The following is a 25,222-nucleotide window of genomic DNA, read 5'->3' on the forward strand; positions in this document are numbered from 1 at the left end:
GCGGTTCGGTGAGTGCGTGCATGGAATGCCTTATCCTGAGTGCGTTGCCCTTAGTATCGACCGTATTGCCCAAGATTTTAGGCATCGACCGGTGAGGCGCATGGATCACGCAAATCAGAGCCGAGTGACCTGGCGAGAAAGTCGGCGAGCCCGGGCAGTTTTGGTTCGGGAACGGCGCCCGGACCACGCCGGCATGGCGAGACATCATGGCTAGGCATCATGGGAGGCGTGGTGCGTTATCGAAGGAAGGCAGGAAACAAGGCTGGGACGGAAGATGGCCGGGAGAAGCCTCCAGAACCGGGGTGAGCGGTATTGCAAACGCCACCCCGGACAACGCACCGCCGGCATCAGTCCGGCGGCGGCTGGGCGGATTCGCCTCGTTTGATTCGCTTCAACCAGCGCTGCTTGGCGTACTTGCGCAGGTTATGCACGTTGTCGGTCTCGTCGACGATATCCTGCCCCAGGATCGTCTCGATCACGTCTTCCATGGTGATCAGTCCCACCCAGTTGCCGTGGTCGTCGTAGACCACCCGCAGATGGTTGTGGTCCTTGAGCATCGCGGTGAAGACGTGTTCGACGCTATCGGCTTCATCGACGATAGCCACTGGATGCATCAGCGATTTCAGCGTCTCTCCGTCCTCGGCGTGGTAGGTATCGGCCTTGTGCACGTAACCCAGCGCATCCTCGGCACCATCCATGACCGGAAAGCGCGTGAACTGGGTCTTGCCGTAACGCTGATCGAACTCGGCCACGGTCATGTCGGGCGTTACCGTCTCGCACACCGTCCGCGGCGTCATCACGCTCTTCACCGGGATCTCGTGCAGGTTGAGAATGTTGGTGATGGTGCGGGTCTCGTCCGGATCCAGCGCTTTCTCGTCGAGCCCGATACGCGCCAGCGCCTTGATCTCGCCGCGCATGTCGACATCGTTCTCGTTCTTGGCGATACGGTTGGTGATCATCTCGGAGAGCCAGATGAACGGCAGCAGCGTGCGCACCATGATGTTCAGGATACGCGGCAGCAGCGGCGCCAGCGCTCGCCAGTAAGTTGCGCCAATGGTCTTGGGAATGATCTCCGAGAACACCAGAATGCCGAACGTCATCAGCGCCGAGGCGATCGCCACATGGGCGTCGCCGAACACGATCGACACCTGCGCGCCGACGCCGGTGGCACCAACGGTATGCGCGATGGTGTTGAGCGTCAGAATCGCCGCCAGCGGGCGGTCGATGTTGGACTTGAGCTTGTTGAGCTTGTCGTGGAGCTTGGGGCGGGAGTCCTTGAGCTGCGCGATATAGCTTGGCGTCAGCGAAAGCAGCGCGGCCTCCAGCACCGAACAGACAAAGGAGAAACCGATCGAGAGAACGACGAATGCCGTCAGCAGAAACATGGGGGGTCGCTATGTGACTAATGAGGACTCTTTATCCTGACTTGGCGCGCTACTGTCAATGATCCGGAATACATAAAGCCGCCAGCGCCGGTTGGACGCTGGCGGCGGCCAGCCTCAGTGACCGAACTTCTCGTTCTCGCCGACATTCGGCTGGTGGTCTTTCTTCACGTTCGCCTTGGCGAATTCATAGAGCTGGAACGTCTTGCTCTCCCGCGACTGCCAGTGTTCGCCGAAATGGACGTCGATCTCCATCATGGTGAGATCCGGATCCTCCTTGCCGCCGGTAAACCAGGCTGCCACGAACGGGTTCCAGTATTTTTCGATCAGCTCGGGATCATGGTTGAGGCGTGCCGTACCCGACAGGGAGACGTAGATGCCGTCATCCTGATCCGAAAAGGAGAGGCAGACATCCTGATCGGCCTTCGCCTCGAACGTCTTCTCCGCGCTGCGTCGCGTATAGAACCAGAGCTTGCCATCGTAGGCATCCTGCACCAGATGCATGGGGCGGGAGCGCGGCACGCCGTCGTCGAGGGTCACCAACATACCGACCTTGATCTTCTCGATCAGCTTCCAGATCTTCTGCTTGTGTTCGGGACTGGACATCGTTGCCTCCTTGTCAATGTTGCCCTGACCGGGCTCTCATCACGCCATCCGGGCGTGAGCGTCTTGCCGTTTCTGCACTACCTTCCAGCTTTCCAGCACCGTCGTCGCACCCTGCCGATGACGACAAACGGCAATGGCGACTTCCTGCAGCCTAGTCGCGGCTTCCCGGCGGGGCAAACCGCCGCTATTCGTCTCGAAGCCTGACGTTATACTAGTGGCGAACCGCGGTTTCCGCGCCATCACTATTCGCCTCCGAACAAGACGTTGACCATGCCCCCGACTCGCCCCTTCTCTCTCGATCACGCCAGCCTGCTGGACGAACTGGCGGCTACCGACAACCTGTTGATCATCCAGGATCTCGACGGGGTCTGCATGGGGCTGGTCGGCGACCCGCTGACCCGACGCCTGGAACGCCGTTACCTCGATGCCGCGCGCCAGCTCGACGGCCACTTCTTCGTGTTGACCAACGGCGAGCACATCGGCTCGCGCGGGGTGAACGGCATCGTCGAGGCGTTGTTCGAGACGCCCGACCGCGCCGGCGAACAGGGTCGCTATCTACCGGGCCTGGCGGCCGGCGGGGTACAGTGGCAGGACCGCTTCGGCAGCGTCAGCCATCCCGGCGTCACCGACGCCGAACTGGCGTTCCTCGAGGCGTTCCCCGCTCAGGCCGAGGATTTTCTCGACGCGCTGCTGTCCCGGCCGCCTTACGACCTGCCGGCCGAGGTGCGACGCGACCTGATCGCCGCCGCGGTGCTCGACAATCTGGCGTCACCGACACTCAACCTCAACGTCTTCTACCGTCATTGGCGGGAGACTCCCGCGCGCTATCGAGCGCTGCAGATCGCCGTTGCCGACTTCATGCGCGAACGCCTGGAAGCCGCCAGTCTGGCCGGCCTCGACGACGCCTTTTTCATCCACTATGCCCCCAATGCCGGGCGAGACGCGCAAGGCAACGAGCGCCTGCGGGAGAGCGTCGACGATGACAACGATGGCGGCAACGCCGGCACCACCGACTTCCAGCTGATGTTGCGTGGCGCCGTCAAGGAAGTCGGCGTGCTGGTCATACTCAACCGCTACTACCATCGCCATACCGGTCACTACCCGCTGGGCGAAACCTTCAACGCCCGGGAAGCGCCTCGTGACCACGCCGCACTGCTGCAGCTGGCTCGCGAGCATTTCGATCCCGCCCTGATGCCGCGTATCGTCGGTGTCGGGGATACCGTGACCTCGTTCGTCCAGCCGGGCGACCCGCAGGCCGAGCGCCAGCGCGGCGGCAGCGATCGCGGCTTCCTGACCCTGGTCCAGCAGCTGGGAGACGCGTTCGACAGCGGCAACCGGGTGCTCTACGTCGACAGCAGCGGCGGCGAAGTGCGGCGCGCCGGGGTGGATATCGAGCGGCTGTCACGCCATGCCGAGGATCCGGACATCGATGTCTGGCCGGCGCTGGAAGGGATCAGCGATGCCGACGATCCGCTGCGTCTGGACGTGATCTTCCCCGGCGGCCACATCCAGTACATCGATTTCTTCTGCGCGCTGGCCGAACGTCGGGCAAGGCACGGCCCCGCAACCGGCGCCGAACGGTTATGATGGCTGAACGGCGACATACAACACATCAATAAGGAACCTCGAAGAATGCCACTCGAAACACAATCCTACTCCGACGTAAAACTCTACATCGATGGCGAATGGCGCGAAGGCAGCGACGGCCGCCAGATCGATGTGGTCAATCCGGCTACCGGCGAGGTGATCGGCCGGGTCGCACACGCCACCACCGCCGATCTCGACGCGGCCCTGGCCGCCACCGAACGTGGCTTCCAGACCTGGCGCGCCACTTCCGCGTTCGAGCGCTACAAGATCATGCGCAAGGCGGCCGAACTGCTGCGCGAACGCGCCGATGGCATCGCACGGCTGATGACCCAGGAACAGGGCAAGCCGCTGGCCGAGGCACGCGGTGAAACCCTGGCCGCCGCCGATACCATCGACTGGCTGGCAGAGGAGGGTCGGCGTACCTACGGGCGCATCGTGCCGGCGCGGGCAGCCGGCGTCGAGCAGCGTGTCGTCCGCCAGCCGGTCGGCCCGGTCGCGGCCTTCACGCCGTGGAACTTCCCGATCAACCAGGTGGTGCGCAAGCTCTCCTCGGCGCTCGCCACCGGCTGTTCGATCATCGTCAAGGCGCCGGAAGAGACGCCCGCCTCTCCGGCCGAGCTGATTCGCGCCTTCGCCGATGCCGGCGTACCGGCCGGCGTCATCGGTCTGGTCTACGGCGTACCGGCGGAAATCTCCAGCTACCTGATTCCGCATCCAACGATCCGCAAGGTCACCTTCACCGGTTCCACCCCCGTCGGCAAGCAACTGGCCGCCATGGCCGGCGAGCACATGAAGCTCGCCACCATGGAACTGGGCGGCCATGCGCCGGCGCTGGTCTTCGACGATGCCGATGTCGAGCAGGCCGCGCGGCTGCTCGCCGGTTCGAAATTCCGTAACGCCGGCCAGGTCTGCGTCTCGCCGACCCGCTTCCTGATCCAACGCGGCGTGTTCGAAACCTTCCTGGAGCGCTTCGTCGCCCTGGCCCGCGAGGTCAAGGTCGGCAACGGACTCGACCCCGACGTGACCATGGGGCCGCTGGCCAACGAGCGCCGTCGTCCGGCACTGGAAGCCCTGATCGACGATGCCCGCAGCCAGGGCGCGACCGTCCAGCTCGGCGGCAAGGGCTCCGACGGCCCCGGTTATTTCTTCGAACCGACGGTACTGACCGGGCTGACGCCGCAGATGCGTGCCATGAACGAAGAACCGTTCGGCCCGCTGGCACTGCTGGTTCCGTTCGACGATCTGGAAGAGGCACTGGCCGAGGCCAACCGCCTGCCATTCGGGCTGGCCGCCTACGCTTTCACCGCCTCGTCGAAGACCGCCCAGGCGCTCAGCGACCGGCTGGAGGCGGGCATGCTGACCATCAACCATCTGGGCATCGCGCTGCCTGAACTTCCTTTCGGTGGCATCAAGGATTCCGGCTACGGTTCCGAAGGCGGCAGCGAAGCGCTGGAAGCCTATCTCACCACCAAGCTGGTCACCCATATGGGGTGATTGGCATGACGTGATGGGTAGGGTTTAAACGCAAAAAAGAGCGGGCTGCATGCGCAGCCCGCTCTTGTTTTTCCTGCAGGGTCGTCTCGTCGCCGGATCTAGCCCGCCAGTACCTGGTCGACCAGCGCCTTGGCCTCTTCCTGAATCCGCTTGAGATGCTCCTCGCCCTCGAAGCTTTCGGCGTAGATCTTGTAGACGTCCTCGGTGCCGGAGGGGCGCGCGGCGAACCAGCCGGCGTCGGTGACTACTTTCAAACCACCGATGGCGGCGCCGTTGCCAGGCGCTTCGGTCAGCTTGCGGGTAATCGGATGGCCGGCGAGCGTATCGGCGGTGACCTGTTCCGGCGAGAGCTTGCCGAGCTTGGCCTTCTGCTCGCGGTTGGCCGGCGCGTCCACGCGCTCGTAGACCGGCGCCCCGAAGCGCTCGGTGAGCGCCTGATAGCGCTCGCCCGGATCCTTGCCGGTCACGGCGGTGATCTCGGCGGCCAGCAGGCCGAGGATGATGCCGTCCTTGTCGGTGGACCAGGGCTTGCCGTCCCGCGTCAGGAACGAGGCGCCGGCGGATTCCTCGCCGCCGAAGCCGAGAGTGCCCTCGATCAGGCCATCGACGAACCACTTGAAGCCCACCGGCACCTCGACCACGTCCCGGCCCAGGCCTTCGGCGACGTAATCGATCATCGACGACGACACCAGCGTCTTGCCGATGGCGGCCTTGTCGCCCCAGTCCGGACGATGAGTGAAGAGATACTCGATGGCGACGGCCAGGTAGTGGTTGGGATTCAGAAGCCCGGTCGAGCGCGCGACGATGCCGTGGCGATCATGGTCGGTGTCGCAGGCAAACGAGACGTCGAAGCGATCCTTGTTCTCGATCAGCCCTGCCATGGCGTGAGGCGACGAGCAGTCCATGCGGATCTTGCCGTCCCAGTCGACGCGCATGAAGCGGAAGGTCGGGTCGACGGTGGTGGAGATCACTTCCAGCGGCAGATCGTAGCGCTTGGCGATACGCGGCCAGTAGTGCACCCCGGCGCCGCCCAGCGGATCGACGCCGAACTTGAGTCCGGAATCGCGAATCGCGGCCATGTCGATGACCTTGTCCAATCCGCTGACATAGCTGTCGATGAAATCGAAGCGCTGGGTGGTCGGCGCCTTCAGCGCTTCGGCGTAGCTGACGCGGCGAATGCCCTCGAGCCCGCCGGCGAGTAGCTCGTTGGCGCGCTCCTGAATCCACTTGGTGACATTGGTGTCGGCGGGGCCGCCGTTGGTGGGGTTGTACTTGAAGCCGCCATCCACCGGCGGGTTATGCGACGGCGTGATCACGATGCCGTCAGCCAGACCGCTGGTGCGCCCCTGGTTGTAGACCAGAATGGCGTTGGAGATTGCCGGCGTCGGCGTGTAACCGACCTCACCGCCGGTCTCCTCGCAGCCGGCGTCGATCCGCGTCTCGACGTCGTTGGCCGCCAGCACTTCCAGCGCGGAGACGAATGCCGGCTCGGACAGCGCATGCGTATCCATGCCGATGAACAACGGCCCATCGATCCCCTGGGCCTCGCGGTACTCGCAGATCGCCTGGGTCGTCGCCAGGATGTGCCACTCGTTGAAGCTCGTCTTCAGCGACGAGCCGCGATGGCCCGAAGTGCCGAAGGCGACCTGCTGGCCGGGATCGCTGGCGTCCGGGCGTTCGCTGTAATAGCGCGACACCAGACGCGGCAGATTGGCGAGACTGTGTTCATCGGGCAAGCGTCCTGCTTGGGGATCGATACTCATCGTCGGTTCCTTTCGATGGTCCTTGGGGCGGATTCCTTATAGCAGACCATCATCTCTGCCCGACAAGCAAGATGAGCTCGCCCATCCTCCCGACCGATACCCCGGCACCGCCGGCCGGGCTGCCGATGCTTTCACGTTTTACTGACAGGTTGCCGCTATGGCGTCGCGATCGACCGACGCCTCCGGCCGCGTCCTGACCGCCACCAGGATCAGCGCCGCAGCGGCCAGCAGCAGTGTGCCGGCCGTCGCACAGACGCCCAGGACCCCGCTGATATCGAACATGACGCCGCCGACGGCAGCGCCCAGCGCGATCGCCAGCTGGATCGAGGCCACGATGAGGCCGCCGCCGCTTTCGGCTTCGTCCGGGACGACACGGGTGATCCAGGTCGACCAGGCGACCGGCACCGCGCCGAAGGCGAAGCCCCATACCGCTACCATGATGGCGTCGGTACCCATCGAGAAACCGCCCAGGGTTGCCAGCATCCAGCCCAGCACGCCCATGAGCAGCGGCATCAGCAATAGCGTCAGTCTCAGGCTGCGCTCGAGCAGGAATCCTGCGACCAGCGTGCCGACGAAGTTCGCCACGCCGAACGCCAGCAGCACATGGCGGCGATCGAGCCGCTGAGTCACTGCCGTCACCAGCAATCCTGAAAGCAGTGCCACGATCGCCGTTACGGTAACGGCCTGCCCGGCCTGCCCCTCGCTGATCGCGAGCGACTCCGCCATCGGCGTCAGCAGGCTGGCCGGCAGGAATTCCGCCATCACCAGGCTGAACACGCCCATCGTCAGCGAGAATACGGCGATCCAGCGTGAGGGGTCTGGCGCCGTCTGAGTCGAGTGTCGAGGTTCTTGCGTCGTCATTTCGAGATTTCCGATCAAGACTTGGGATGACGCCTAGACTAAAGTAGTATCTCAAGACCCTCTATCACTAAAGCTCCGTCATGTTTGACCAAAAGTCCGAAAATGGGGCCAGTGTCGGCGTCGACGCCAGCTCCAGCGAATGGATCAACGAGCTGCTTCTCGGCATGCGACTGTCTGGAGTGAGCTATCGGCGCGTCCAGATCGCGCCGCCCTTCGGCATTCGTTTCGATACCGACGTCCGCTGCGCGCAATTCCACTTCGTCGCCCAAGGGCCGGTCCTGCTGCGGCTCGGCGACAGCGAGCAGGTGCTGGCATCCGGCGATGCCGTACTGCTCCCGCGGGGCGGCCGCCATGATCTGCTCTCCTCGCCGGAGGTGCAGAGCCGCGATATCGAGCAGATCGAGGCGCTGCCACTGTGCGAGGACTTCAGCTGCGTCGACGAATGTGCCGACAGGCTCGACGGCGCGCCGCCGGCTCGCCTGTTCAGCGGCTGCATGCAGTTCGACTTGGGGGGCATGCAGCCGCTGATGACGCTGATGCCAGGAGTGATGCATGTCGGCACGCTGCTCTCGCGCCATCCGGAGATGCTGCCGATGCTGGAGACAATGGCGCGCGAAGCGAGTCTCGAACGCGCCGGTGCCGCCGGTATTCTCTCGCGGCTGGCCGATGTGGTGGCCGCCAGCATCGTACGAGGCTGGGTCGAGTGTGACTGTGCCGATATTGGCGGCTGGGTCGAGGCGCTGCGCGATCCGCGTCTGGGCAAGGTCATCGCCGCCGTCCACCGCGAGCCCGGCCGCGACTGGACGGTCGCCGCCATGGCAGCGGAGATGGGCAGCTCCCGCTCGGTATTCGCCGAACGATTCCGCCACTCGCTGGGCGTGTCGCCGCTCGGCTATGTCACCCAACTGCGCATGCGCCTGGCCACGCAATGGATCGCCGAGCGGCAGCTATCGATCGAGCAGGTCGCCGAACGGCTCGGCTACGGCTCCCAGGCCGCCTTCAGCCGCGCCTTCAAGCGCGCCACGGGCAGGACGCCGGGCGCGGTGCGCAGCCATTGAGGGGGCTGACTCACTCTCTCGCCATCTGCGGCGTCAGCCGCGGCAACTGCGCCTCCAGCAGTCGCGCCACCGCCATCACCCGGTCATCGCGGTAGCGTGGACCGACCAGATGCAGGCCAACCGGCAAGCCATGGTCATCCAGGCCACAGGGAAGCGATGCGGCGGGCTGCTGAGTGAGGTTGAACGGGTAGCTGAACGGGGTCCAGTCGACCCAGTCGACGTAGCCGCTGCCTGGCGGCACGTCGTGACCGGCGGCGAAGGGCGAGAGCGGCAAGGTCGGCGTCACCAGCAGATCGAACTCGCGGTGGAATTCGGCCATGTGGGCCGTGAGCGCCGTTCGCGCTTCGCGAGCGACGAGATAATCGGTCAGCGTGAGCGTCTTGCCATGCTCGGCGATGGCACGCAGACCGGGATCGAGCGCGTCCCGCTGGGCGTCGTTCAGCCCGTCCAGCAGGCGCGAGGCACCGGCGTGCCAGAGCGTATCGAAGGTCGCCTTGGGCGAGTCGAAGCCTGGATCGATCTCGACCACCTCGGCCCCCAGCGATTTGAGCCGTTCGACTGCGGCGTCAACGACGCGCAGGATGTCCGGCGCCACCGCGACATAGCCCAGATCGCGACTGTAGGCGATACGCATGCCTTCGAGGTTCCGTGGTCCGGTCGCCAGCCAATCGATCAAACAGGCGGTGCCGGCGTAGCCATCCCTGGCGTCGGGCCGGGCGATGACCGAGAGCATCAGCGAACTATCGGTGGCGGTGCGGGTCATCGGTCCCAGATGTGAGAGCGTGCTCATGGCGCTGGCCGGCCATTGCGGAATCCAGCCGAAGGTCGGCTTGATGCCGAAGGTGCCGGTAAATCCGCAGGGAATGCGGATCGAGCCGCCAGCATCACTGCCCTGATGCAGCATGCCCAGGTTGAGCGCGGCCGCAGCGCCGGCGCCCCCGGAAGAACCCCCGGCCGTGAGCTCGGGATTCCAGGGGTTGCGCGTCACCCCGTAGAGCGGGTTGTCGGTGACACCTTTCCAGCCGAATTCAGGCGTGGTGGTCTTGCCCAGCAGCACCGCACCAGCCTTGCGCATATGGGCAGTCAACGGTGCATCGATCTCCCAAGGGCCCTCCGCCGGCGTGGTGGTCGAGCCCTTGCGCGTCGGCATGCCGGCGGTCAGGGTCAGATCCTTGATCGTGCCGGGTACGCCATCCAGCGGCCCCACAGGCTCGCCTCGTCGCCAGCGCTGTTCGGATGCTCGTGCCGCGTTCAGGGCACCCTCGGTATCGACATGACAAAACGCGTTGACGACCGGGTTGTGACGCTCGATTCGTGCCAGGCAGTCTCGGGTCAGCTCCAGCGGCGAGAGCTCGCCGCGCTCGAATAGGGCCAACGCCTCGTGCGCCGTCAGCTCGGCGAGCCTGGTCGCCTGGATATCGGGACTCATTCACCCACCCCGGCCAGACTCAGCGTTGCGTGCAGCAGCACGTTGGCGCCGGCAGTGATGTCCTCCGGCGTCGCGTACTCGGCTTCGTTGTGGCTGATGCCTTTCTCGCACGGGATGAAGATCATCGCGGCCGGTGCGATGTCGCCAATGAATACCGCGTCATGCCCGGCACCGCTGACGATGTCGCGATGAGCATAGCCGCCTGCCAGCGCACCCTGTCGCACCGCTGCGATGCATTCGGGATGAAAGTGCTGGGGCGGATAGTCCGCCGTCGGCGTGACGTCGATGCCGAGAGCGCTGTCGCCGACGATCTCGTCCAGTGCTCGCCGGAATTCGGCGACCATGGTCTCGAGCACTTCGCTCTCGCTGTGGCGAAAATCGACGCTGAGAATGACCTGGCCGGGAATCACGTTGCGAGAGTTGGGCAGTAGCTGGAAGGCTCCCACGGTGCCTCGCCCGTCAGGCTGATGCGACTGGGCGATCCGATTGACCGCCTCGACGATCCGGGTGGCGCCGAGCAGCGCATCCTGGCGCAGATGCATCGGCGTGGAACCGGAGTGGGCGGCCATGCCGGTGATCGTGACGTCGAACCACTTCAGGCCCAGCGCCCCGGTCACCACACCGATGGTGTCGCCGGTATCCTCGAGAATCGGCCCCTGCTCGATATGCGCCTCGAGATAGCCGGCAAAGCGCGTCGGGCAAGCGGTATTGTCGCCGACGTAGCCGATCGCCTTCAGCGCCTCGCCGGCGGTGACGCCATCGGCGTCGGTACGCGACAACGCGTCTTCCAGTGCCACCTGCCCGGCGAAGACGCCGGAGCCCATCATGCAGGGCGCGAAGCGGCAGCCCTCCTCGTTGGTCCAGGAGACCAGCTCGATCGGCCGCTCGGTCTCGATGCCGCCGGCGTTCAGCGTGCGGATGACTTCCAGCGCCGCCAGCACGCCGAAGCAGCCGTCATACTTGCCGCCGGTAGGCTGAGTGTCGATATGACTGCCGATGACGATCGGGTCAGCGCTGTCCTCACGGCCGGCGCGCCGGGCGAAGATGTTGCCGATGGCATCGAAGCGCACCTCGAGGCCTTCGGCTTCACACCAGCGAATCAGCAGTTCACGCCCCTGCCGGTCGAGCTCGGTCAGTGCCTGACGGTTGCAGCCGCCCCTGGGCGTGCCGCCGATCTCGGCCAGCTCCATCAGCGTCTGCCACAGCCGTTCGCCGTCGACGTCGAGTGATTGCGTAGAATGTGGCGCTGGGTTTATGCGTCGTGAAGGGTCTTGATCTGAAAGAGCCGAAGTCATGTCGTTGTCCTTGTTATGTTGGAGTGGATCCGCCTGGTTCGATGCCAGGCTTCCGGGCAGATAATCACACCCCGAAAGCGCCAGCCGTGAACGCGATAAGTGTCGACAGTCGACGTTAGATTCAACATTAGCATGTCATCAGGATCCAGATCACCGGTATCGCCGCTACTGTCAGCGGATCGCCCTGGCCAGCGTTGTGCCCCCGCCGACGTGATGACTAGACTGTAGCGATTGCCCGCCACGACGGAGCACCATCATGCCCTTGTTTACCCGTGATTCACTGTTTAGCCGTGACCCGTTTTCTCGAGTCCGGGCTTCTCGCGCTCGAACGTCCGGCCCTACTGGCGACATCGTCCACGACGATGCCATTCACCTGCCGGAAGGCGACCTCGGCCTCCAGAACGAAAACGCCCATCACGACGCCTACAGCGACGAGCGCTTCTGGCGCAAGCTGACCCGCTTCGGCAAGCGGGCCGGGCGCGAGGTGGCACTGAAAGCGCTGCAGCTCTACTTCGTGCTCAAGCGGCCCGATGTCCCTCTCTGGGCAAAGTCGACGATCATCGGGGCGCTGGGCTATTTCATCTCGCCGCTGGATGCGATCCCCGACTTCGTCGCCGGCGTCGGCTATACCGATGACGCCAGCGTACTGGCGGCCGCGCTGGTGGCCGTGTCGATCTATATCGACGAGGACATCAAGCGCCAGGCGGAGTCCGTGCTGGCACGCTGGTGGCCGGAGGACAACGGGAACTGAAGCCGGCGTCGCCCAAGCCTTTCGCTTTAACGGTTTTTTTGTACACAAAAACGCTCTAGAGTAGTTCGACAAAGGTAGACAACAACAACGGACTTTGGAGTTCCCGATGAGTCAGGATACCACCACGTCGAGCCACCATGACGGTCGCGAGGACCGCCGCCATGCCGGTAAAAGCGACAGCCGGCTACGCGATGTCGACTACTTCCCTCCGCTCAGGAAGGCGATTCCACTTGGTATACAACACGTGCTGGCAATGTTCGTCAGCAATGCCGCCGTGCCGCTGATCATTGCTGGCGCGGCGGGCCTTTCGGGGGCGGATACCGTCTTCCTGGTACAGATGGCGATGTTCGTGGCGGGGATCGCCACGCTGGTCCAGACGCTGGGTATCGGCCCGCTGGGCGCACGCCTGCCGATCGTCATGGGCACCAGTTTCGGCTTCGTACCGGTGATGATCCCGATCGCCGCTGCCCAGGGTCTGCCGGCCGTCTTCGGCGGCGCGTTGATCGGCGGCCTGGCCATGGCGGTGGTGGGCGTTTTCTACAAGCGCCTGAGCGTGTTCTTTCCGCCGGTGGTGTCCGGCACTTTCGTGCTGCTGATCGGCATTCTGCTGCTACCGGTGGGTTTCGCCTATGTCGGTGGCGGCGTCGGTGCCGAGGACTTCGGAGCGCCGCATCACCTGCTGCTGGCCGCGCTGGTCTTCATCGTCACCGTGGCGTTTCACCAGTTCTGTCGCGGATTTCTGTCGGAAGCCGCCGTGCTGATCGGCATCCTCGTCGGCTGCGTGGCGGCGGCGCCGTTCGGCCTGCTCGACTTTTCCAAGGTCGCCGATGCCAGCTGGTTCCAGCTGCCGCTGCCCTTGCAGATGGGTCTCAGCTTCGATCCGGCGGCGATCATGGCCATCGCGCTGATGGCGGTAGTGACCTGCGCCGAATCGATCGGCGACATCTCCGGCACGGCGATTGGCGGCGCCGAGCGCGAGGCCACCAAGCGGGAGCTGTCCGGCGGCGTCATGGCGGACGGCCTCTCCAGCAGTTTCGCGTCGCTGTTCGGTGCCTTCCCACAGATCAGCTTCAGCCAGAATGTCGGCCTGGTCGCGCTGACCGGCGTCGCCAGCCGTTTCGTCGTCGCCATCGGCGGCGGGTTTCTGGTGCTGGCGGGCCTGATCCCCAAGCTGGGCGCGCTGGTTTCGGCAATCCCGGCGGCGGTGCTGGGCGGCGCGGTCATCATCATGTTCGGGATGATCGCCAGTGCCGGCGTCAAGATGCTCTCCCGCGCTGCCTTCAACAAGCGCAACATGCTGATCGTCGGTATCTCCCTGGCACTGGCGATCGGCCTGCCGGCCCAGAGCGGGCTGTACGAAGGCGCGCCTCAGCAGATCGGCGTACTGCTGGAGTCGGGCCTGATCCCCGGGGCGCTGGCATCGATCATTCTCAACCTGATCCTGCCAAAGGCCGCCGGCGAAGCGGCAACGGCGGATGACCCTGTATCCTGAGCGCTCATGACCAACGGATTCGATCGGGGACAAGGACAAGCCGTCGCCGATCGGTCTACGCTGAAGGTTGGCTAATTCGGCAGCAAGGAGCATGCCATGGGCATTTACTGCCTGACCTTCGACAGACCGCTGGGAAGAATGGATAGCCATCGCCTGGAGTCGATGCTCGGACGGTTCGAATCCATCCCGCTGTTTCGCACGACCTGGCTGATCGAGTCGACCGACCCGATCGAGTTTCTGCGTTCGCGGTTGAACCGGGCGTTCGGCAAGCAGCCCCGCTTTTTCATCACCCGGCTGAGCGAGCCCTGGTGTACGGACGGCATCGGGCCGGTGGGCAAGTGGCTGAGCGACCCGAAGCGCCAGTGGTAGGCGCTCAGCCCTTGGCCGCGTCCCGCACGCCCTGGACATCCTTCTCCAGCTTGCAGCGCACCAGCGCGGCCATCAGCCTGGGGTAATCCTCGCGGGATACCTTGTCGGCGAGCTTATCGGCATCGGCCTTGAGCCCCAGTTTTTCGGCCGCGGAGAGCGCGGCCTTGTCGGCATAGGGGTAGCATTCGTCCCACACCAGCTGGATCTCGCGCAGAAAGATATCGGCGCCGGTGCCGCCGATTCCCTTGAAGGCCTTGAGCCGTTTCCGCAACGCCTTGGGGCTACCTTCCGCCGCTTCGCGCAACTTGCGCAGGTCGCCACCGTAGGTCTCCAGCAGCGCGGCGTTCATTTCCGCCAACTGCGTGGCGGTCTTTTCGTCGACGCGCGCGTAGCCGGACTCGTTGAGTACCCGCGCCCGGGTTTCCCAGTCGCTCGCCTGCAGTTTCTGCGGCGTCGTCCAGCCGGCCTTGGCCATCGCCCTGGTGCCACGCATCGCCAGCTCGGCACTGATCGGCGCACTGGTCAGCAGCGAATAGCAGAGCAGGCGAAACAGTGGCGACGGTGTGTTCTTACGCAGGTCGATGCCCAGTTCGCTGGCGAAGGTGCGTCCATGACGCTGCATCAGTGCCGCGATGATCCGTTTTTGACTGGCCATGGTGACTCCCGAAAGCGATGACGGAGTTTCAATGATGTTGGAACTTCAACATGGCATCGCCGGGTCAACTGTCAAATCGGCGGGAACCGCCACGACGGGTGACGGAAAACGCGCGCCCCGCCGGCCTTGAGATCGAACACTCGCCACCGCATATTATTCCCCCGCCGCGGCACACGCCCGTTCGCCAGTCTTCAACACCGGAGCCCCATGTCTTTCGATACCACTGCCCACAATCGCCGGATGACCTACTTCGACGATCACGAATCGGTATGGCTTTTCGGCTACGGTTCGCTGATCTGGAAGGCGGACTTCGACTACCTGGAACGCCGCCCGGCCTCGATTCGCGGCTGGACGCGGCGCTTCTGGCAAGGCTCCCACGATCATCGTGGCACGCCGGAAGCGCCGGGGCGGGTCGTGACGCTTACGCCGGATGCCGATGCGATCTGCCACGGCATGGCCTATCGCATCTCTCCCCGCGTGTTCGAACCGCTGGATATCCGTGAGAAGAATGGCTATCTGCGCGTCGTGACAGAGATGACCTTCGAGGACTCGCCCTCGGATCATGTCAGCCGAGTCGAGGGCGTGGTGTACTTGGCGGGAGAGGATAACGCCGCCTATCTCGGTCCGGCTTCGGAAGCCGAGATCGCGCGCCAGATCGCGGCCTCTCACGGCCCGAGCGGCCCCAACCGCGACTATCTGCTCAATCTGGCGGCCGCGTTGCGCGAGCTGGGATTCGAGGACGCCCATGTCTTCGCCCTGGAGCGCGCCCTGCTCGCGGATTGATCCATGGGTTGATCCGTGAGTTCGACCGCTTCTCGCGGGCAGCGCTTTGCCTTGTCAGTGGCCGCTGCCGGATCGGAGCTTCTTGATCAGTTGCACCGCCCCGAGCACGACCGCCCCGGCCAGCAGGCCGCAAGCGAAGTTGAGCAGCATGGGAGCCAGCGGCTGGATGATCGCACCCACGCCGGGAATATCGGCCGGCGCTTCGGCGAGATTCTCGATGGCATGGTGAATGAAGGGAACGCCATGCGTCAGGATACTACCGCCGACCAGGAACATCGCGATGGTGCCGACGATCGACAGCAGCTTCATCAGATAGGGCGCCGCCCACAGAATCCCGCGACCGATCGACTGGGCGAAGCTCGCCGAGCGTTCGGTGAGATAGACGCCGAGATCGTCGAGCTTGACGATGCCGGCTACCAGGCCGTAGACCGCTGCGGTAATGGCGACGGCGATGATCGCCAGAACCACGACCTGCTGGGTGAAACTGGCGCTGGCCACCGAGCCGAGCGTAATGGCGATGATTTCCGCCGAGAGGATGAAGTCGGTCCGCACGGCGCCCTTGATCTTGTCCTTCTCGAACGCCAGCCGCTCCTCCTTCGACTTCAGTTTCGCGGCGGCGCGGACGTCTTCCTTGCTCGCCTCGGCGCCACCGTGCAGAAACTTGTGGGCCAGCTTTTCCGCGCCCTCGTAACAGAGGAATGCACCGCCCAGCATCAGCAGCGGGGTGATCAGCCAGGGAGCGATCACGCTGATCAGAAGCGCCGCCGGCACCAGAATCAGCTTGTTGCGCAGCGACCCTTTCGCCACGGCCCACACGATCGGCAGCTCGCGACTGGCGCGAACGCCGGTGACCTGCTGGGCATTGAGCGCCAGATCGTCACCCAGCACGCCCGCCGTCTTCTTGGCAGCCACCTTGGTCATGAGGGAAACGTCGTCAAGCAACGTGGCGATATCGTCGAGTAGTGTCAGTAGACTGCCTGCGGCCACGAAGAGTCCTCTATCGGTGAATCAGGAATGCGCCAAGCGTAGCGGAAATTCTCACGATGGCGTGACGACTTTCGCCAGCGCCTGCTCCAAGGGCGCCGCCGACTCCGGCCGGACACAGCGCGCGACCTCCTCGCCGTCACGCAGAAAGATCAGCGTCGGCCAGAGTTTGACCCGGAAGGCCCGCCCCAGCGGCCGGCCCTTGCCATCCTCGATCCTGAAGTACGGTAGCTCCTGCGCGCCTTCGAACGCTTCGGCGATCAGCGGCTGAGCTGCCTGACACCAGGGGCACCAGGGCGCGCCGAATTCGATCACGGCGGGCCCGGCGATGTCGTACAGCGCCTCCCGGGCGGGTTCGTCGGTCGTGTACTGGCTCGTCATGGCAGTCTCCTGAAACCGTTTTCTCGCCGCATTGAACACAAGCTAGCCGTGTTGAATACAAAGATAGTCGCAAATGACAAAACCCTCGCCGATGACGAAGGTTCATGCCGATATTCGGGAAGAAGCAGGAAAGCGGAATAGGTTTATCGGGTTGGATCAGGGGCTGGACAGGCCTCGAATGTCAATCGATGTCGATCGGTTTCAAACCTCGAGAGAAGGCTTGCCAGCGTTCGACGTAATGCGCTGCCGAGGCCTTCAGCCCCTCGATTGCCTTGTCGTCCAGCGTGCGCACCGCCTTTGCCGGCGCGCCCACGATCAGTGAATTGTCGGGGAAAGACTTGCCTTCGGTCACCAGCGCGTTGGCGCCGACCAGGCAGTTATTGCCGATCTGCGCGCCGTTGAGCACGGTCGCCCCCATACCGATCAGCGTGTTGTCGCCCAGGGTACAGCCATGGAGAATCGCGTGGTGGCCGATGGTACAGCCACGGCCGACGCGCAGCACGAAGCCGGGATCGGTGTGCAGCATGCAGCCTTCCTGGATATTGCTGCCTTCGCCGATCAGGATCCGGTCATTGTCGCCCCGGATCACCACGTTGAACCAGACGCCCACGTCCTCTCCCAGTTCGACCTGCCCGATGACGTGAGCGCTAGGCGCGACCCAGTAGCGCCCCTTGTCCGGCAGATTCGGCACTGCATCGAAATAGGCATAGACAGGCATGGGCATGACTCCGGCTGAAAGGTGACATCATCCTCGCCTGCGGCCGCATCGGCTGCCAGCCGACTTTAGGCCCAGAGATTCGACCCTGAGCTACAACGATAAACGTTACTGCCCACGCAGACGACGAGGCCCCGATATCGTGTCGACATCGGGGCCTCATCGTCATTTGCATCTCGCACATGGGGATTCAGGCCGACTCGTCGTCCTGCTTGTCCTCGCTGACCACGGAGGAATTGACGCTGGTGCCGCTGTAGGAACTCTGGTGCTGGCTGGCTTCGCTCTCCGCGGCCATGGAAAACGGCAACACGGCGGAGACGACGATGGCGGCCAACATCGAAAACAGTTTATTGAACGCTTTCATGACCACTCCTTCGGTAATGGCACGTCCTGCGACGTTTTGTCGCGACGCCTAATTAGCATGCTAAACGAATGTCCGCACGTCAAGCACTGAATGGTCGTAGCATCTCTGGTGCTTCGCCGTTCCCCGTTGGTCGGTCAGCGTTCGATCCAGGGCTCGATGTCCAACGTTTGCGGCAGAGCGCGAAGCTGCTCCGTCAACCGACGAGCCTCCGCCGAATGGCAGCCACTGTCATGCTCGAGGGTCGCCGTTTCTCCATCGCGGCTCGTCCACGTCACCGTGTAATGAGACAGGTCCGTCGCGCGCGGGCCACAATCCGGCGTGTCGATCGTCGTTCCCATCGTTGGCTGCCACGGGGCGAGCCGCCTCTCGATCCGCGTGAATCGCTCGGGATCATTGACGCGTACGCGCTCGCCATCGACAGCCGTGAATCGCTCCCCGGTGAAGCGCGTCGTGCCGTCTTCGCTGATTTCGACACTGTAAACCGGGCACGTACCGTGACAGGGACCGACCTGGTAACGAATATCAGTCACGGCCTGACCACTCCCGGCCGGCTGGCTACCTGCCGTTTCACCGTCCGGCAGTGTTCGAGACTGGGTGCATCCGGCGAGCAGAAGAATCGTGATCGCCACACTCAGATAGCGTGCTGCTTGTCGTGTCATGTCATTTTTCCTCGAGGTTCGATGATGTGAAGCCCGGTCGACAAGCTCCGGCTAGCGCCGTCTCCGGGTCCGCCAGCGTCCAGACGCCTGGATACAGATTCATCCCGCGCTCCTCTCAATGTTGTAAAAATTCCGTAATTTAAAGATAAAGCATTGATTTGTAATTTAAAAAAGAACTTCACACTACGTTCGCCGCCAACCCTGGGCCGTCATAATCATGGCACTAACGCCACGACCTCATTAAACTGTCGTCCTAGTCGCGTTCGCGCCTGTCCGTATCCATCAGACAGAGAACCTTCATGAAATTGCGTCACGGCATGACCTTCTGTTCTAGCCTGCAGACCCAGTCTGGAGCCGAATCCGGCGACACCCAAGACGTCGACGTCGTCCTCATCGGCGGAGGCACCATGAGTGCCACCCTGGGAACCCTGCTCCAGTCACTGCAGCCCGATTGGACCATTCACCTCTACGAGCGTCTGGACAAGGCAGCCGAAGAGAGCTCCAACGTCTGGAACAACGCTGGCACCGGCCACTCGGCCTTCGCCGAGATGAATTACACCTCGCCTCAGCCCGATGGCAGCGTGGACATTCAGCGCGCCGTCAAGATCACCGAGCAGTTCGAGGTTTCGCGTCAGTTCTGGGCGAGCCAGGTTCGCGAAGGCGTACTGGCCAATCCGCGCTCCTTCATCAATACCGTACCGCACCTGAGCTTCGTCTGGAGTGGCGAGCGCGTCTCGTTCTTGAAGACCCGCTTCGAGGCGATGCGCCAGAACCCGCTCTACGCCGGTATGGAATATTCCGACGACCCCCAGAAGATCTCGGAGTGGATACCGCTGGTCATGACCGGGCGCGATACCAGCGAGCCCGTCGCCGCGACGCGGATGCCGATCGGCACCGAGGTCAACTTCGGTGAGATCACCCGCCAGATGATGAACGCGCTGGCCCGCCGCGACAATTTCCACCTGTCCGTCAACACCCAGGTGCGGGATCTGAAGCGCAACGTGGACGGCACCTGGAAAGTCACCGTGGCCAACACCAGCGACGGTGGCAACGAGCGCACCGTCAACGCCCGCTTCGTGTTCATCGGCGCGGGCGGTGCGGCTCTGACGCTGCTGCAGAAATCCGGCATTCCGGAAGCCCGGCAGTACGGTGGTTTTCCGGTCGGCGGTCAGTTCCTCTTCACCACCAATCCGGAAATCGTCGCCAAGCACGACGCCAAGGTCTACGGTCTGGCGCCCGCCGGTTCGCCGCCGATGTCGGTACCGCACATCGACAAGCGCATTCTCGATGGCACCCCGGCAATCATGTTCGGGCCGTTCGCCACCTTCTCGAGCAAGTTCCTCAAGAACGGTTCCTGGACCGATCTGATGCGCTCGATCACGCCCAACAATCTGTGGCCGATGACCAAGGTCGGCATCAACAACATGGATCTGGTGCGGTATCTGATCAGCCAGCTGCGAATGTCCGAAAGCGGCCAGTTCAAGGAGCTCCAGCACTATTACCCGGAAGCCAACCGCGAAGACTGGAAGCTGTGGACCGCCGGACAGCGGGTGCAGACGATCAAGGACATCGAAGGCAAGGGCGGCACGCTCCAGTTCGGCACCGAACTGGTCACCGGTGCGGAAGGCTCCATCGCCGCGCTGCTGGGCGCATCGCCCGGCGCCTCGACGGCACCGTCGATCATGCTCGCGCTGCTCGAGAAAGTCTTTCCCGAGCAGGTAGCCAGCGACAAGTGGCAGACCAAGCTGAAGGCGATGATACCTTCCTACGGCAAGGCACTGGCCGATAATCCGCAGCTGCTCTACGATGTGCGCGCCATGTCACGCGAGCTGCTGGAGCTGAGCGAGCCGGACCTGACCACGACACCCGCCTCGACCTCGGAGCCGGAAACCAGCGGCAGCTGATCCGGATCGCGTCTCCGTAAGCGACGACCGCCCGCCTCGGCCAAGCCGAGGCGGGCGGTTTACGTTGGCAGACCTGAGTTTCCGTTGCGGCGGCTCGCCCCCACATCCCGAGACTGGCTATTCCACGGCGCTGCTGGCGTCGATCACATCGAGTTTCGACAGCATCTCGTAGGCCGCCTTCACTCGCGCCTCGTTGGGATAGTTGCGGTTGGCCAGCATGACCAATCCGACCTGTTTGCCGGGCACGAGGACCACGTAACCGCCGAAGCCGTTGGTGGAGCCGGTCTTGTTGACCCAGACGTCGTCCCGCGGCGCCTGAACTTGCGACGACTGAGATGGCTCGATCGCCTCGGCCTTGTTGGGCTTCAGGATCATGTCGTAACCGTTGCCCGCCAGCAGCGTATCGAGCGAAACGGGTAGCGGATACTGCTCCCAGATCAGATCCTGGGTCATCTCGCCGACCTGGACATGACCGTGGCGCGTAGCATCGATCGCTCGCTGCAGATCATCGTCGATCTCGAGCAGACCGAGATTGGCCTGCACCAACCGAGCCAGATCGCCGGCGGTGGTCTTGATGCCGTAGGCCTCGTCGTCGAGCACACCGGGCGACACGCGAACGGGCTGGCCCTGCTTGTCCTCGCCCATGGCGTAATGCGCCATCTGCGCCTCGGGGACGTCGTACCAGGTGTGCTGCAATCCGAGTGGTTCCAGCACGCGAGCCTGCACCGCCGGCACGAACGCCTGATCGAGACTCGCGGCGGCTTCCAGCCCCAGCAGCCCGATGCCCAGGTTGGAGTAGGTGCGGCTTTCGCCGATCGGCTCGGTGGGCTGCCACTGGCGATACCAGGCCATCAGCGAGTCGCGGTCCGTCACCTCGTCGGGCACGAACAGCGGCAGCCCGCCGGTGGTGTGCGTGCCAAGATTGCGTCCGGAGATCTCGTCGAAGGCGCTGCCCTCGAGCTCGGGCAGATAACGGCTGACCGGCGCCTCGAGGTCGAGCTTGCCCTCGACGACGGCAAGCGATGCCAGGGCGGCGGTAAAGGTCTTGCTGAGCGAGCCGATCTCGAACAGGGTGTCGCCATCGACCGGTGTGCCGTCGTCACGGTCGGCGACGCCGTAGTTCAGAATCCGCGCCCCCTGCGGGCGAACCACCGCCACCGCCATACCGGGAATACTTTGCTCTTGCATCAACGACCCGATGACCGGATCGACGGCTTCTCTGATGCCCGCTCCGTCGCTCTGTGCCGATACGGCGGTCGACGAACCCAGCAGCAGCAACGACACCCCTAACGCGATTCGTTTCATGACGGTTTCGATCCTCTGCAGTGTGTGCCGACGGCATCGTCGGGCGCGGAAAACGGTGCCGCCAATCATGCGTGAAAAGCGTGAAGACCGGAACCGCCAGCCCCGCTAAAGCGGCACCCTCCACGGTCTGTGCGCTGGCCGTTCAGTGCACCACGTTGCGGATGAAGCGCAGCCGACCCGGCCCTTCATTGCGGTAGCGGTAGGATTGGTCGCTGGGGTAGACGTGAAAGTCACCGGCCTCGATCGTCACCTCGCTGTCCGCAAGCTCCAGGGTCAGCGTTCCCTCGATCACCACCAGCATCTCGTGCCAGCCGGTGTCATCGGCGGCCGATTCGTAGCTATCTCCCGGCTCCAGCGACCAGGACCATAGCTCGACCTCCTGCCGCGCCGGTTTGCTCGCCAGCAGCCGGGCGCGACTCGCGGGGTGCTTTCCTACCCAGGCGACTTCGTCGATGCGCGCCGAATCCTCGCTGTCCGGCGGCTGGACCAGCGCGTAGAACAGCACGCCCAGCGCTTCGGCCAGGCGATCGAGCGTGCTCAGACTGACATTGACGTCACCCTTCTCGATATTGACCAGCATGCGCCGGCTCACCCCGGCCTGATCGGCCAGCGCCTGCTGACTCAGCCCCGCGGCCTGACGCAGGCGCCGGACGTTGGTCGCCACATGAACCAGCACGTCGGGGCGCTCGTTAGACTTGTGCAATATATTGCCCATCCGTACAATCGCGGCTCTCGTCGAATGCCACTCGGCCGCCGGTTCGGCGAGTGGCAACGTCTGGCGAGCCATCATGCCGCAGACCTCAGGAGGTGTCATGTCAGTCGCCATGCGTGAATCCGTGGCCAGAGCCTGGCCGGTGGCCATGCTGATCGTGGCGATGTGTTCGATCCAGACCGGCGCGTCCATCGCCAAGTCGCTGTTTCCGGTCATCGGCGCCACCGGTACGACCTCGATTCGCCTGATTCTCGCCGCGCTGATCCTGCTGGTCGTGATGCGGCCCTGGCGCCAGCCGCTGAGCCGCCGCGCCTGGAAGTCGACGCTCGTCTATGGCGTCGCGCTCGGCATCATGAACCTGCTGTTCTACCAGGCGCTGCAGACGGTGCCGCTGGGGATCGCGGTGGCGCTGGAGTTCACCGGGCCGCTCGCCGTGGCGATGCTCTCCTCGCGACGCTGGCTGGACCTGCTGTGGGTGGCATTCGCCATGTTCGGCCTGGCGTGTCTCCTGCTGCTGGGCGATGACAGCAACGGCCCGGTCGACCCTTACGGCGCGGCCTGCGCGCTGGGAGCCGGGGTCTGCTGGGCGCTGTATATCCTGTTCGGCCAGAAGGCGGGCTCGATCAACGGTGCCCAGAGCGCCACGCTGGGCATCACCATCGCCGCCGTCGTCATCGCCCCCGTCGGCCTGATCGACGTCGGCCCGGCGATTTTCGCCCCGGATGTCCTCCCGCTGGCGCTCGCCGTCGCCGTGCTCTCCACGGCCCTGCCCTATACGCTGGAGATGATCGCCATGCCGCGCCTGCCGACCCAGACCTTCGGCACCCTGATGAGTCTGGAACCGGCAATCGGGGCGCTCTCCGGCCTGCTGTTCCTGAGCCAGCTCCTGAGCGGGCTGCAGTGGCTGGCCATCGGTCTGATCATCGTCGCCTCGATCGGCACCACGCTGACGGTACGCCGACGCGACACCTTCGAAACGCCGGTGCCGGACTGAGGCGCTTCGGAAAAGGCCCGAAGGGCTGACTGCACGAACGTTCCAGACAAGCCTCTCTCGTGCTGGCATGCTGACGGATCGAGACGGCATACCGCATCGGCCGTGGCGCGGGAGGCAGCATGACATCGACGAACTGGATCGACCTGCAACAGGATGGCGATACGGGCATCGAGACGATCCGCGCCCATTTCGAGGGCCACGCCTACGATCCGCACTGGCACGACAGCTATCTGGTCGGCTTCACCGAACAGGGCGTGCAGCAGTTCCACTGCCGGCACTCGCGACACGACAGCACACCGGGCCGCCTCTTCTTCGTCGAGCCGGGGGAGATCCATGACGGACACGCACCGGCCAGCGGCGGCTTCACCTACTCCATGCTCTATCTCGACGCAGCCTGGCTGCAGCGCGAACTGCGCCAGTTCGGCACGCCGGGCCTCGCCTCGGGGGAGCCGGGCTTCGCCGCGACCCTGGTCGACGATGCGCCGTTGATCGCCGCCGTCGCCAACGCGTTCGCCACGTTGCGCGGGCCGGGCACGCGACTCCAGCGCGATGCCGCGCTCGATACGTTGCTGCAGGGCATGCTTCCGCACCTGGGCTGGCGCCAGCGACACCGTGACGACGACCCGCGCCTGCCCCGCGTGGCGCGACGTGCCCAGGCGTACCTTCATGCTCACAGCGGTGACGATATCGGTCTGCAGACCCTCGCCGAACAGTGCGGCGTCGACCGCTTCCGCCTTACCCGCGCCTTCAAGGCCGCCTTCGGCCTGGCGCCGCATGCCTATCTGGTCCAGCTGCGCCTGGCCCAGGCCCGCCAGCGTCTCGCCACCGGTGAGTCACCCGCCATCGTGGCCAGCCAACTGGGGTTCGCCGACCAGAGCCATCTGGGCCGCTGGTTTCGCCGCGCCTACGGTTTGACGCCGGCCGACTATCGCCGTCGTTGCCGGCCATCGCGCTGACGCTGGCTCACGGGGTCGAGTCGTTCAGCCCGCTCGTGCCGCACGGCTGCTCAAACCTTCCAGACGCCAACGCCCGCCGACGTCATAGTGACGCTCCCGACTTTCGAGGAGTTGTCCATGTCGTCCTGGTTGCCCTTCACGCTTTTCGCCTTCGTCGCCTCGATCACGCCGGGGCCGACCAACCTGTTGATCCTGACGCAAGGCGCGCGCCGGGGCTGGCAGCGCGCACTACCCGCGGTATTCGGCGCCAGCCTGGCGGCCGCGATGATCGTGCTGGTCATCGGCGGCGGTCTGGCGCAGACCCTGCTGGCCTATCCGCTCGTGCGCCACGTCATGGCAATGGTCGGCGTCGCCTGGCTGAGCTGGCTGGCCTGGAAGCTCTATCGCAGCCCGCCACCGATGCTGGAGAGCGTGGCAACCGGCCGCCTGCCGCACTTCGGCGCCCTGCAGGCTGCCGGTTTGCAACTGGTCAATCCCAAGACCTGGATGATGGCGTTCTCGGTCGTCGGCGTGTTCGCCGCTGGCAACGCCAGCACGACGCACGTCGCCGCGCTGGCACTCATCTTCGGTGTCGTCGCCGTGCCCTGTCTGGCGAGCTGGGCGCTGATGGGCAGCGGTGTCGGCCGGCTGTTTCGCACATCGCGTCAATGGCAATGGTTCAACCGGGGGCTGGCTTTTCTGCTGCTGGGCGTAGCGTGGTGGAGCGTGCTGATGCCGGGCTGA

The 25,222-nt window shown here is 64.4% G+C and carries 25 protein-coding genes; 11 read left to right on the forward strand and 14 right to left on the reverse strand.

Translation table 11 applies throughout. From position 1 onward, the window contains the following. Nucleotides 1–347: 347 nt before the first annotated feature. On the reverse strand, nucleotides 348–1,385 hold the full coding sequence (locus tag CCD76_RS05690) for a CNNM domain-containing protein (protein ID WP_087718563.1): 1,038 nt from the start codon (nucleotides 1,383–1,385) through the stop codon (nucleotides 348–350). A gap of 114 nt (nucleotides 1,386–1,499) precedes the next feature. Then, nucleotides 1,500–1,988 (reverse strand): pyridoxamine 5'-phosphate oxidase family protein, encoded by a 489-nt coding sequence (locus CCD76_RS05695; RefSeq protein WP_087718564.1) that lies wholly within the window; start codon nucleotides 1,986–1,988, stop codon nucleotides 1,500–1,502. A gap of 270 nt (nucleotides 1,989–2,258) precedes the next feature. Here CCD76_RS05695 and stpA point away from each other — a divergent pair, with 270 nt between their 5' ends. Continuing rightward, a complete protein-coding gene (gene stpA / locus CCD76_RS05700) occupies nucleotides 2,259–3,575 on the forward strand; it encodes a glucosylglycerol 3-phosphatase (RefSeq protein ID WP_087718565.1) in 1,317 nt (438 codons plus the stop codon). 45 nt (nucleotides 3,576–3,620) lie between these two features. Then, nucleotides 3,621–5,069 carry an NAD-dependent succinate-semialdehyde dehydrogenase gene (locus CCD76_RS05705; RefSeq protein WP_087718566.1) on the forward strand — a complete coding sequence of 483 codons (1,449 nt, stop codon included), beginning with the start codon at nucleotides 3,621–3,623 and terminating at the stop codon, nucleotides 5,067–5,069. 98 nt (nucleotides 5,070–5,167) lie between these two features. Here CCD76_RS05705 and pgm read toward each other — a convergent pair whose 3' ends face one another. Together pgm and CCD76_RS05715 are read right to left on the reverse strand one after the other, a co-directional pair. Continuing rightward, nucleotides 5,168–6,832: a phosphoglucomutase (alpha-D-glucose-1,6-bisphosphate-dependent) gene (pgm, locus tag CCD76_RS05710; protein ID WP_071230894.1), complete on the reverse strand. Its 1,665-nt coding sequence runs from the start codon at nucleotides 6,830–6,832 to the stop codon at nucleotides 5,168–5,170. Nucleotides 6,833–6,970: 138 nt separating this feature from the next. Continuing rightward, nucleotides 6,971–7,693 (reverse strand): hypothetical protein, encoded by a 723-nt coding sequence (locus CCD76_RS05715; protein WP_087718567.1) that lies wholly within the window; start codon nucleotides 7,691–7,693, stop codon nucleotides 6,971–6,973. 80 nt (nucleotides 7,694–7,773) lie between these two features. Between CCD76_RS05715 and CCD76_RS05720 the strand changes: the two genes are divergently transcribed. Next, the gene (locus CCD76_RS05720) at nucleotides 7,774–8,751 is read left to right on the forward strand and encodes an AraC family transcriptional regulator (RefSeq protein ID WP_087718568.1); all 978 of its coding nucleotides are present in this window, start codon (nucleotides 7,774–7,776) and stop codon (nucleotides 8,749–8,751) included. 10 nt (nucleotides 8,752–8,761) lie between these two features. Here CCD76_RS05720 and CCD76_RS05725 read toward each other — a convergent pair whose 3' ends face one another. Both CCD76_RS05725 and CCD76_RS05730 read right to left on the reverse strand, forming a co-directional pair. Beyond that, nucleotides 8,762–10,180, reverse strand: coding sequence for an amidase (locus CCD76_RS05725; protein ID WP_087718569.1), 1,419 nt, complete (start codon nucleotides 10,178–10,180; stop codon nucleotides 8,762–8,764). After that, nucleotides 10,177–11,475: a Zn-dependent hydrolase gene (locus tag CCD76_RS05730; RefSeq protein WP_087718570.1), complete on the reverse strand. Its 1,299-nt coding sequence runs from the start codon at nucleotides 11,473–11,475 to the stop codon at nucleotides 10,177–10,179. Before CCD76_RS05730 ends, CCD76_RS05725 begins: the two co-directional genes overlap by 4 nt. Nucleotides 11,476–11,731: 256 nt before the next feature. Between CCD76_RS05730 and CCD76_RS05735 the strand changes: the two genes are divergently transcribed. From CCD76_RS05735 to CCD76_RS05745, 3 genes are all read left to right on the forward strand, one after another. Then, entirely contained in the window at nucleotides 11,732–12,226 is a 495-nt protein-coding gene (locus CCD76_RS05735) for a YkvA family protein (RefSeq protein ID WP_087718571.1), read from the forward strand. 106 nt (nucleotides 12,227–12,332) lie between these two features. Continuing rightward, the gene (locus CCD76_RS05740) at nucleotides 12,333–13,718 is read left to right on the forward strand and encodes a uracil-xanthine permease family protein (protein ID WP_087718572.1); all 1,386 of its coding nucleotides are present in this window, start codon (nucleotides 12,333–12,335) and stop codon (nucleotides 13,716–13,718) included. A gap of 96 nt (nucleotides 13,719–13,814) precedes the next feature. After that, nucleotides 13,815–14,087, forward strand: a complete 273-nt coding sequence (locus CCD76_RS05745) for a hypothetical protein (protein WP_071230896.1) — start codon at nucleotides 13,815–13,817, stop codon at nucleotides 14,085–14,087. A 4-nt stretch (nucleotides 14,088–14,091) separates the two neighbouring features. On the opposite strand, the gene CCD76_RS05750 is transcribed toward CCD76_RS05745, so the two are convergent. Then, nucleotides 14,092–14,742, reverse strand: coding sequence for a hypothetical protein (locus CCD76_RS05750; protein WP_218776975.1), 651 nt, complete (start codon nucleotides 14,740–14,742; stop codon nucleotides 14,092–14,094). 207 nt (nucleotides 14,743–14,949) lie between these two features. Here CCD76_RS05750 and CCD76_RS05755 point away from each other — a divergent pair, with 207 nt between their 5' ends. Beyond that, complete coding sequence (locus CCD76_RS05755) at nucleotides 14,950–15,525, forward strand: gamma-glutamylcyclotransferase (protein ID WP_087718573.1); 576 nt, start codon at nucleotides 14,950–14,952, stop codon at nucleotides 15,523–15,525. 54 nt (nucleotides 15,526–15,579) lie between these two features. Here CCD76_RS05755 and CCD76_RS05760 read toward each other — a convergent pair whose 3' ends face one another. The 5 genes from CCD76_RS05760 to CCD76_RS05775 form a co-directional block, all read right to left on the reverse strand. Continuing rightward, the gene (locus tag CCD76_RS05760; RefSeq protein ID WP_087718574.1) at nucleotides 15,580–16,512 is read right to left on the reverse strand and encodes a DUF808 domain-containing protein; all 933 of its coding nucleotides are present in this window, start codon (nucleotides 16,510–16,512) and stop codon (nucleotides 15,580–15,582) included. Between the two features lie 51 nt (nucleotides 16,513–16,563). Beyond that, nucleotides 16,564–16,890 (reverse strand): thioredoxin family protein, encoded by a 327-nt coding sequence (locus CCD76_RS05765; RefSeq protein ID WP_087718575.1) that lies wholly within the window; start codon nucleotides 16,888–16,890, stop codon nucleotides 16,564–16,566. A 181-nt stretch (nucleotides 16,891–17,071) separates the two neighbouring features. Continuing rightward, nucleotides 17,072–17,608, reverse strand: a complete 537-nt coding sequence (locus CCD76_RS05770; RefSeq protein WP_071230901.1) for a gamma carbonic anhydrase family protein — start codon at nucleotides 17,606–17,608, stop codon at nucleotides 17,072–17,074. A 187-nt stretch (nucleotides 17,609–17,795) separates the two neighbouring features. Further along, nucleotides 17,796–17,969: a hypothetical protein gene (locus CCD76_RS20005; protein WP_157957066.1), complete on the reverse strand. Its 174-nt coding sequence runs from the start codon at nucleotides 17,967–17,969 to the stop codon at nucleotides 17,796–17,798. Nucleotides 17,970–18,103: 134 nt separating this feature from the next. Then, a complete protein-coding gene (locus CCD76_RS05775; RefSeq protein ID WP_087718576.1) occupies nucleotides 18,104–18,628 on the reverse strand; it encodes a DUF6438 domain-containing protein in 525 nt (174 codons plus the stop codon). 299 nt (nucleotides 18,629–18,927) lie between these two features. Between CCD76_RS05775 and mqo the strand changes: the two genes are divergently transcribed. After that, nucleotides 18,928–20,532 carry a malate dehydrogenase (quinone) gene (gene mqo / locus CCD76_RS05780; RefSeq protein ID WP_087718577.1) on the forward strand — a complete coding sequence of 535 codons (1,605 nt, stop codon included), beginning with the start codon at nucleotides 18,928–18,930 and terminating at the stop codon, nucleotides 20,530–20,532. A gap of 117 nt (nucleotides 20,533–20,649) precedes the next feature. Here mqo and ampC read toward each other — a convergent pair whose 3' ends face one another. After that, nucleotides 20,650–21,837 carry a class C beta-lactamase gene (ampC, locus tag CCD76_RS05785; RefSeq protein ID WP_087718578.1) on the reverse strand — a complete coding sequence of 396 codons (1,188 nt, stop codon included), beginning with the start codon at nucleotides 21,835–21,837 and terminating at the stop codon, nucleotides 20,650–20,652. A 142-nt stretch (nucleotides 21,838–21,979) separates the two neighbouring features. Next, nucleotides 21,980–22,651, reverse strand: coding sequence for a helix-turn-helix domain-containing protein (locus CCD76_RS05790; protein ID WP_256961130.1), 672 nt, complete (start codon nucleotides 22,649–22,651; stop codon nucleotides 21,980–21,982). On the opposite strand from CCD76_RS05790, the gene rhtA reads away from it, so the two are divergent. The 3 genes from rhtA to CCD76_RS05805 all read left to right on the forward strand — a co-directional run bounded on the left by rhtA (nucleotide 22,650) and on the right by CCD76_RS05805 (nucleotide 25,222). Further along, nucleotides 22,650–23,543 carry a threonine/homoserine exporter RhtA gene (gene rhtA, locus CCD76_RS05795; RefSeq protein WP_179208862.1) on the forward strand — a complete coding sequence of 298 codons (894 nt, stop codon included), beginning with the start codon at nucleotides 22,650–22,652 and terminating at the stop codon, nucleotides 23,541–23,543. The two genes, CCD76_RS05790 and rhtA, sit on opposite strands and share 2 nt — an antisense overlap. Before the next feature lie 119 nt (nucleotides 23,544–23,662). Next, the gene (locus CCD76_RS05800) at nucleotides 23,663–24,499 is read left to right on the forward strand and encodes an AraC family transcriptional regulator (protein ID WP_087718580.1); all 837 of its coding nucleotides are present in this window, start codon (nucleotides 23,663–23,665) and stop codon (nucleotides 24,497–24,499) included. A 117-nt stretch (nucleotides 24,500–24,616) separates the two neighbouring features. After that, a complete protein-coding gene (locus CCD76_RS05805; protein ID WP_087718581.1) occupies nucleotides 24,617–25,222 on the forward strand; it encodes a LysE family translocator in 606 nt (201 codons plus the stop codon).

Source organism: Salinicola salarius (assembly GCF_002179555.1).
GTDB lineage: Bacteria > Pseudomonadota > Gammaproteobacteria > Pseudomonadales > Halomonadaceae > Salinicola > Salinicola salarius_A.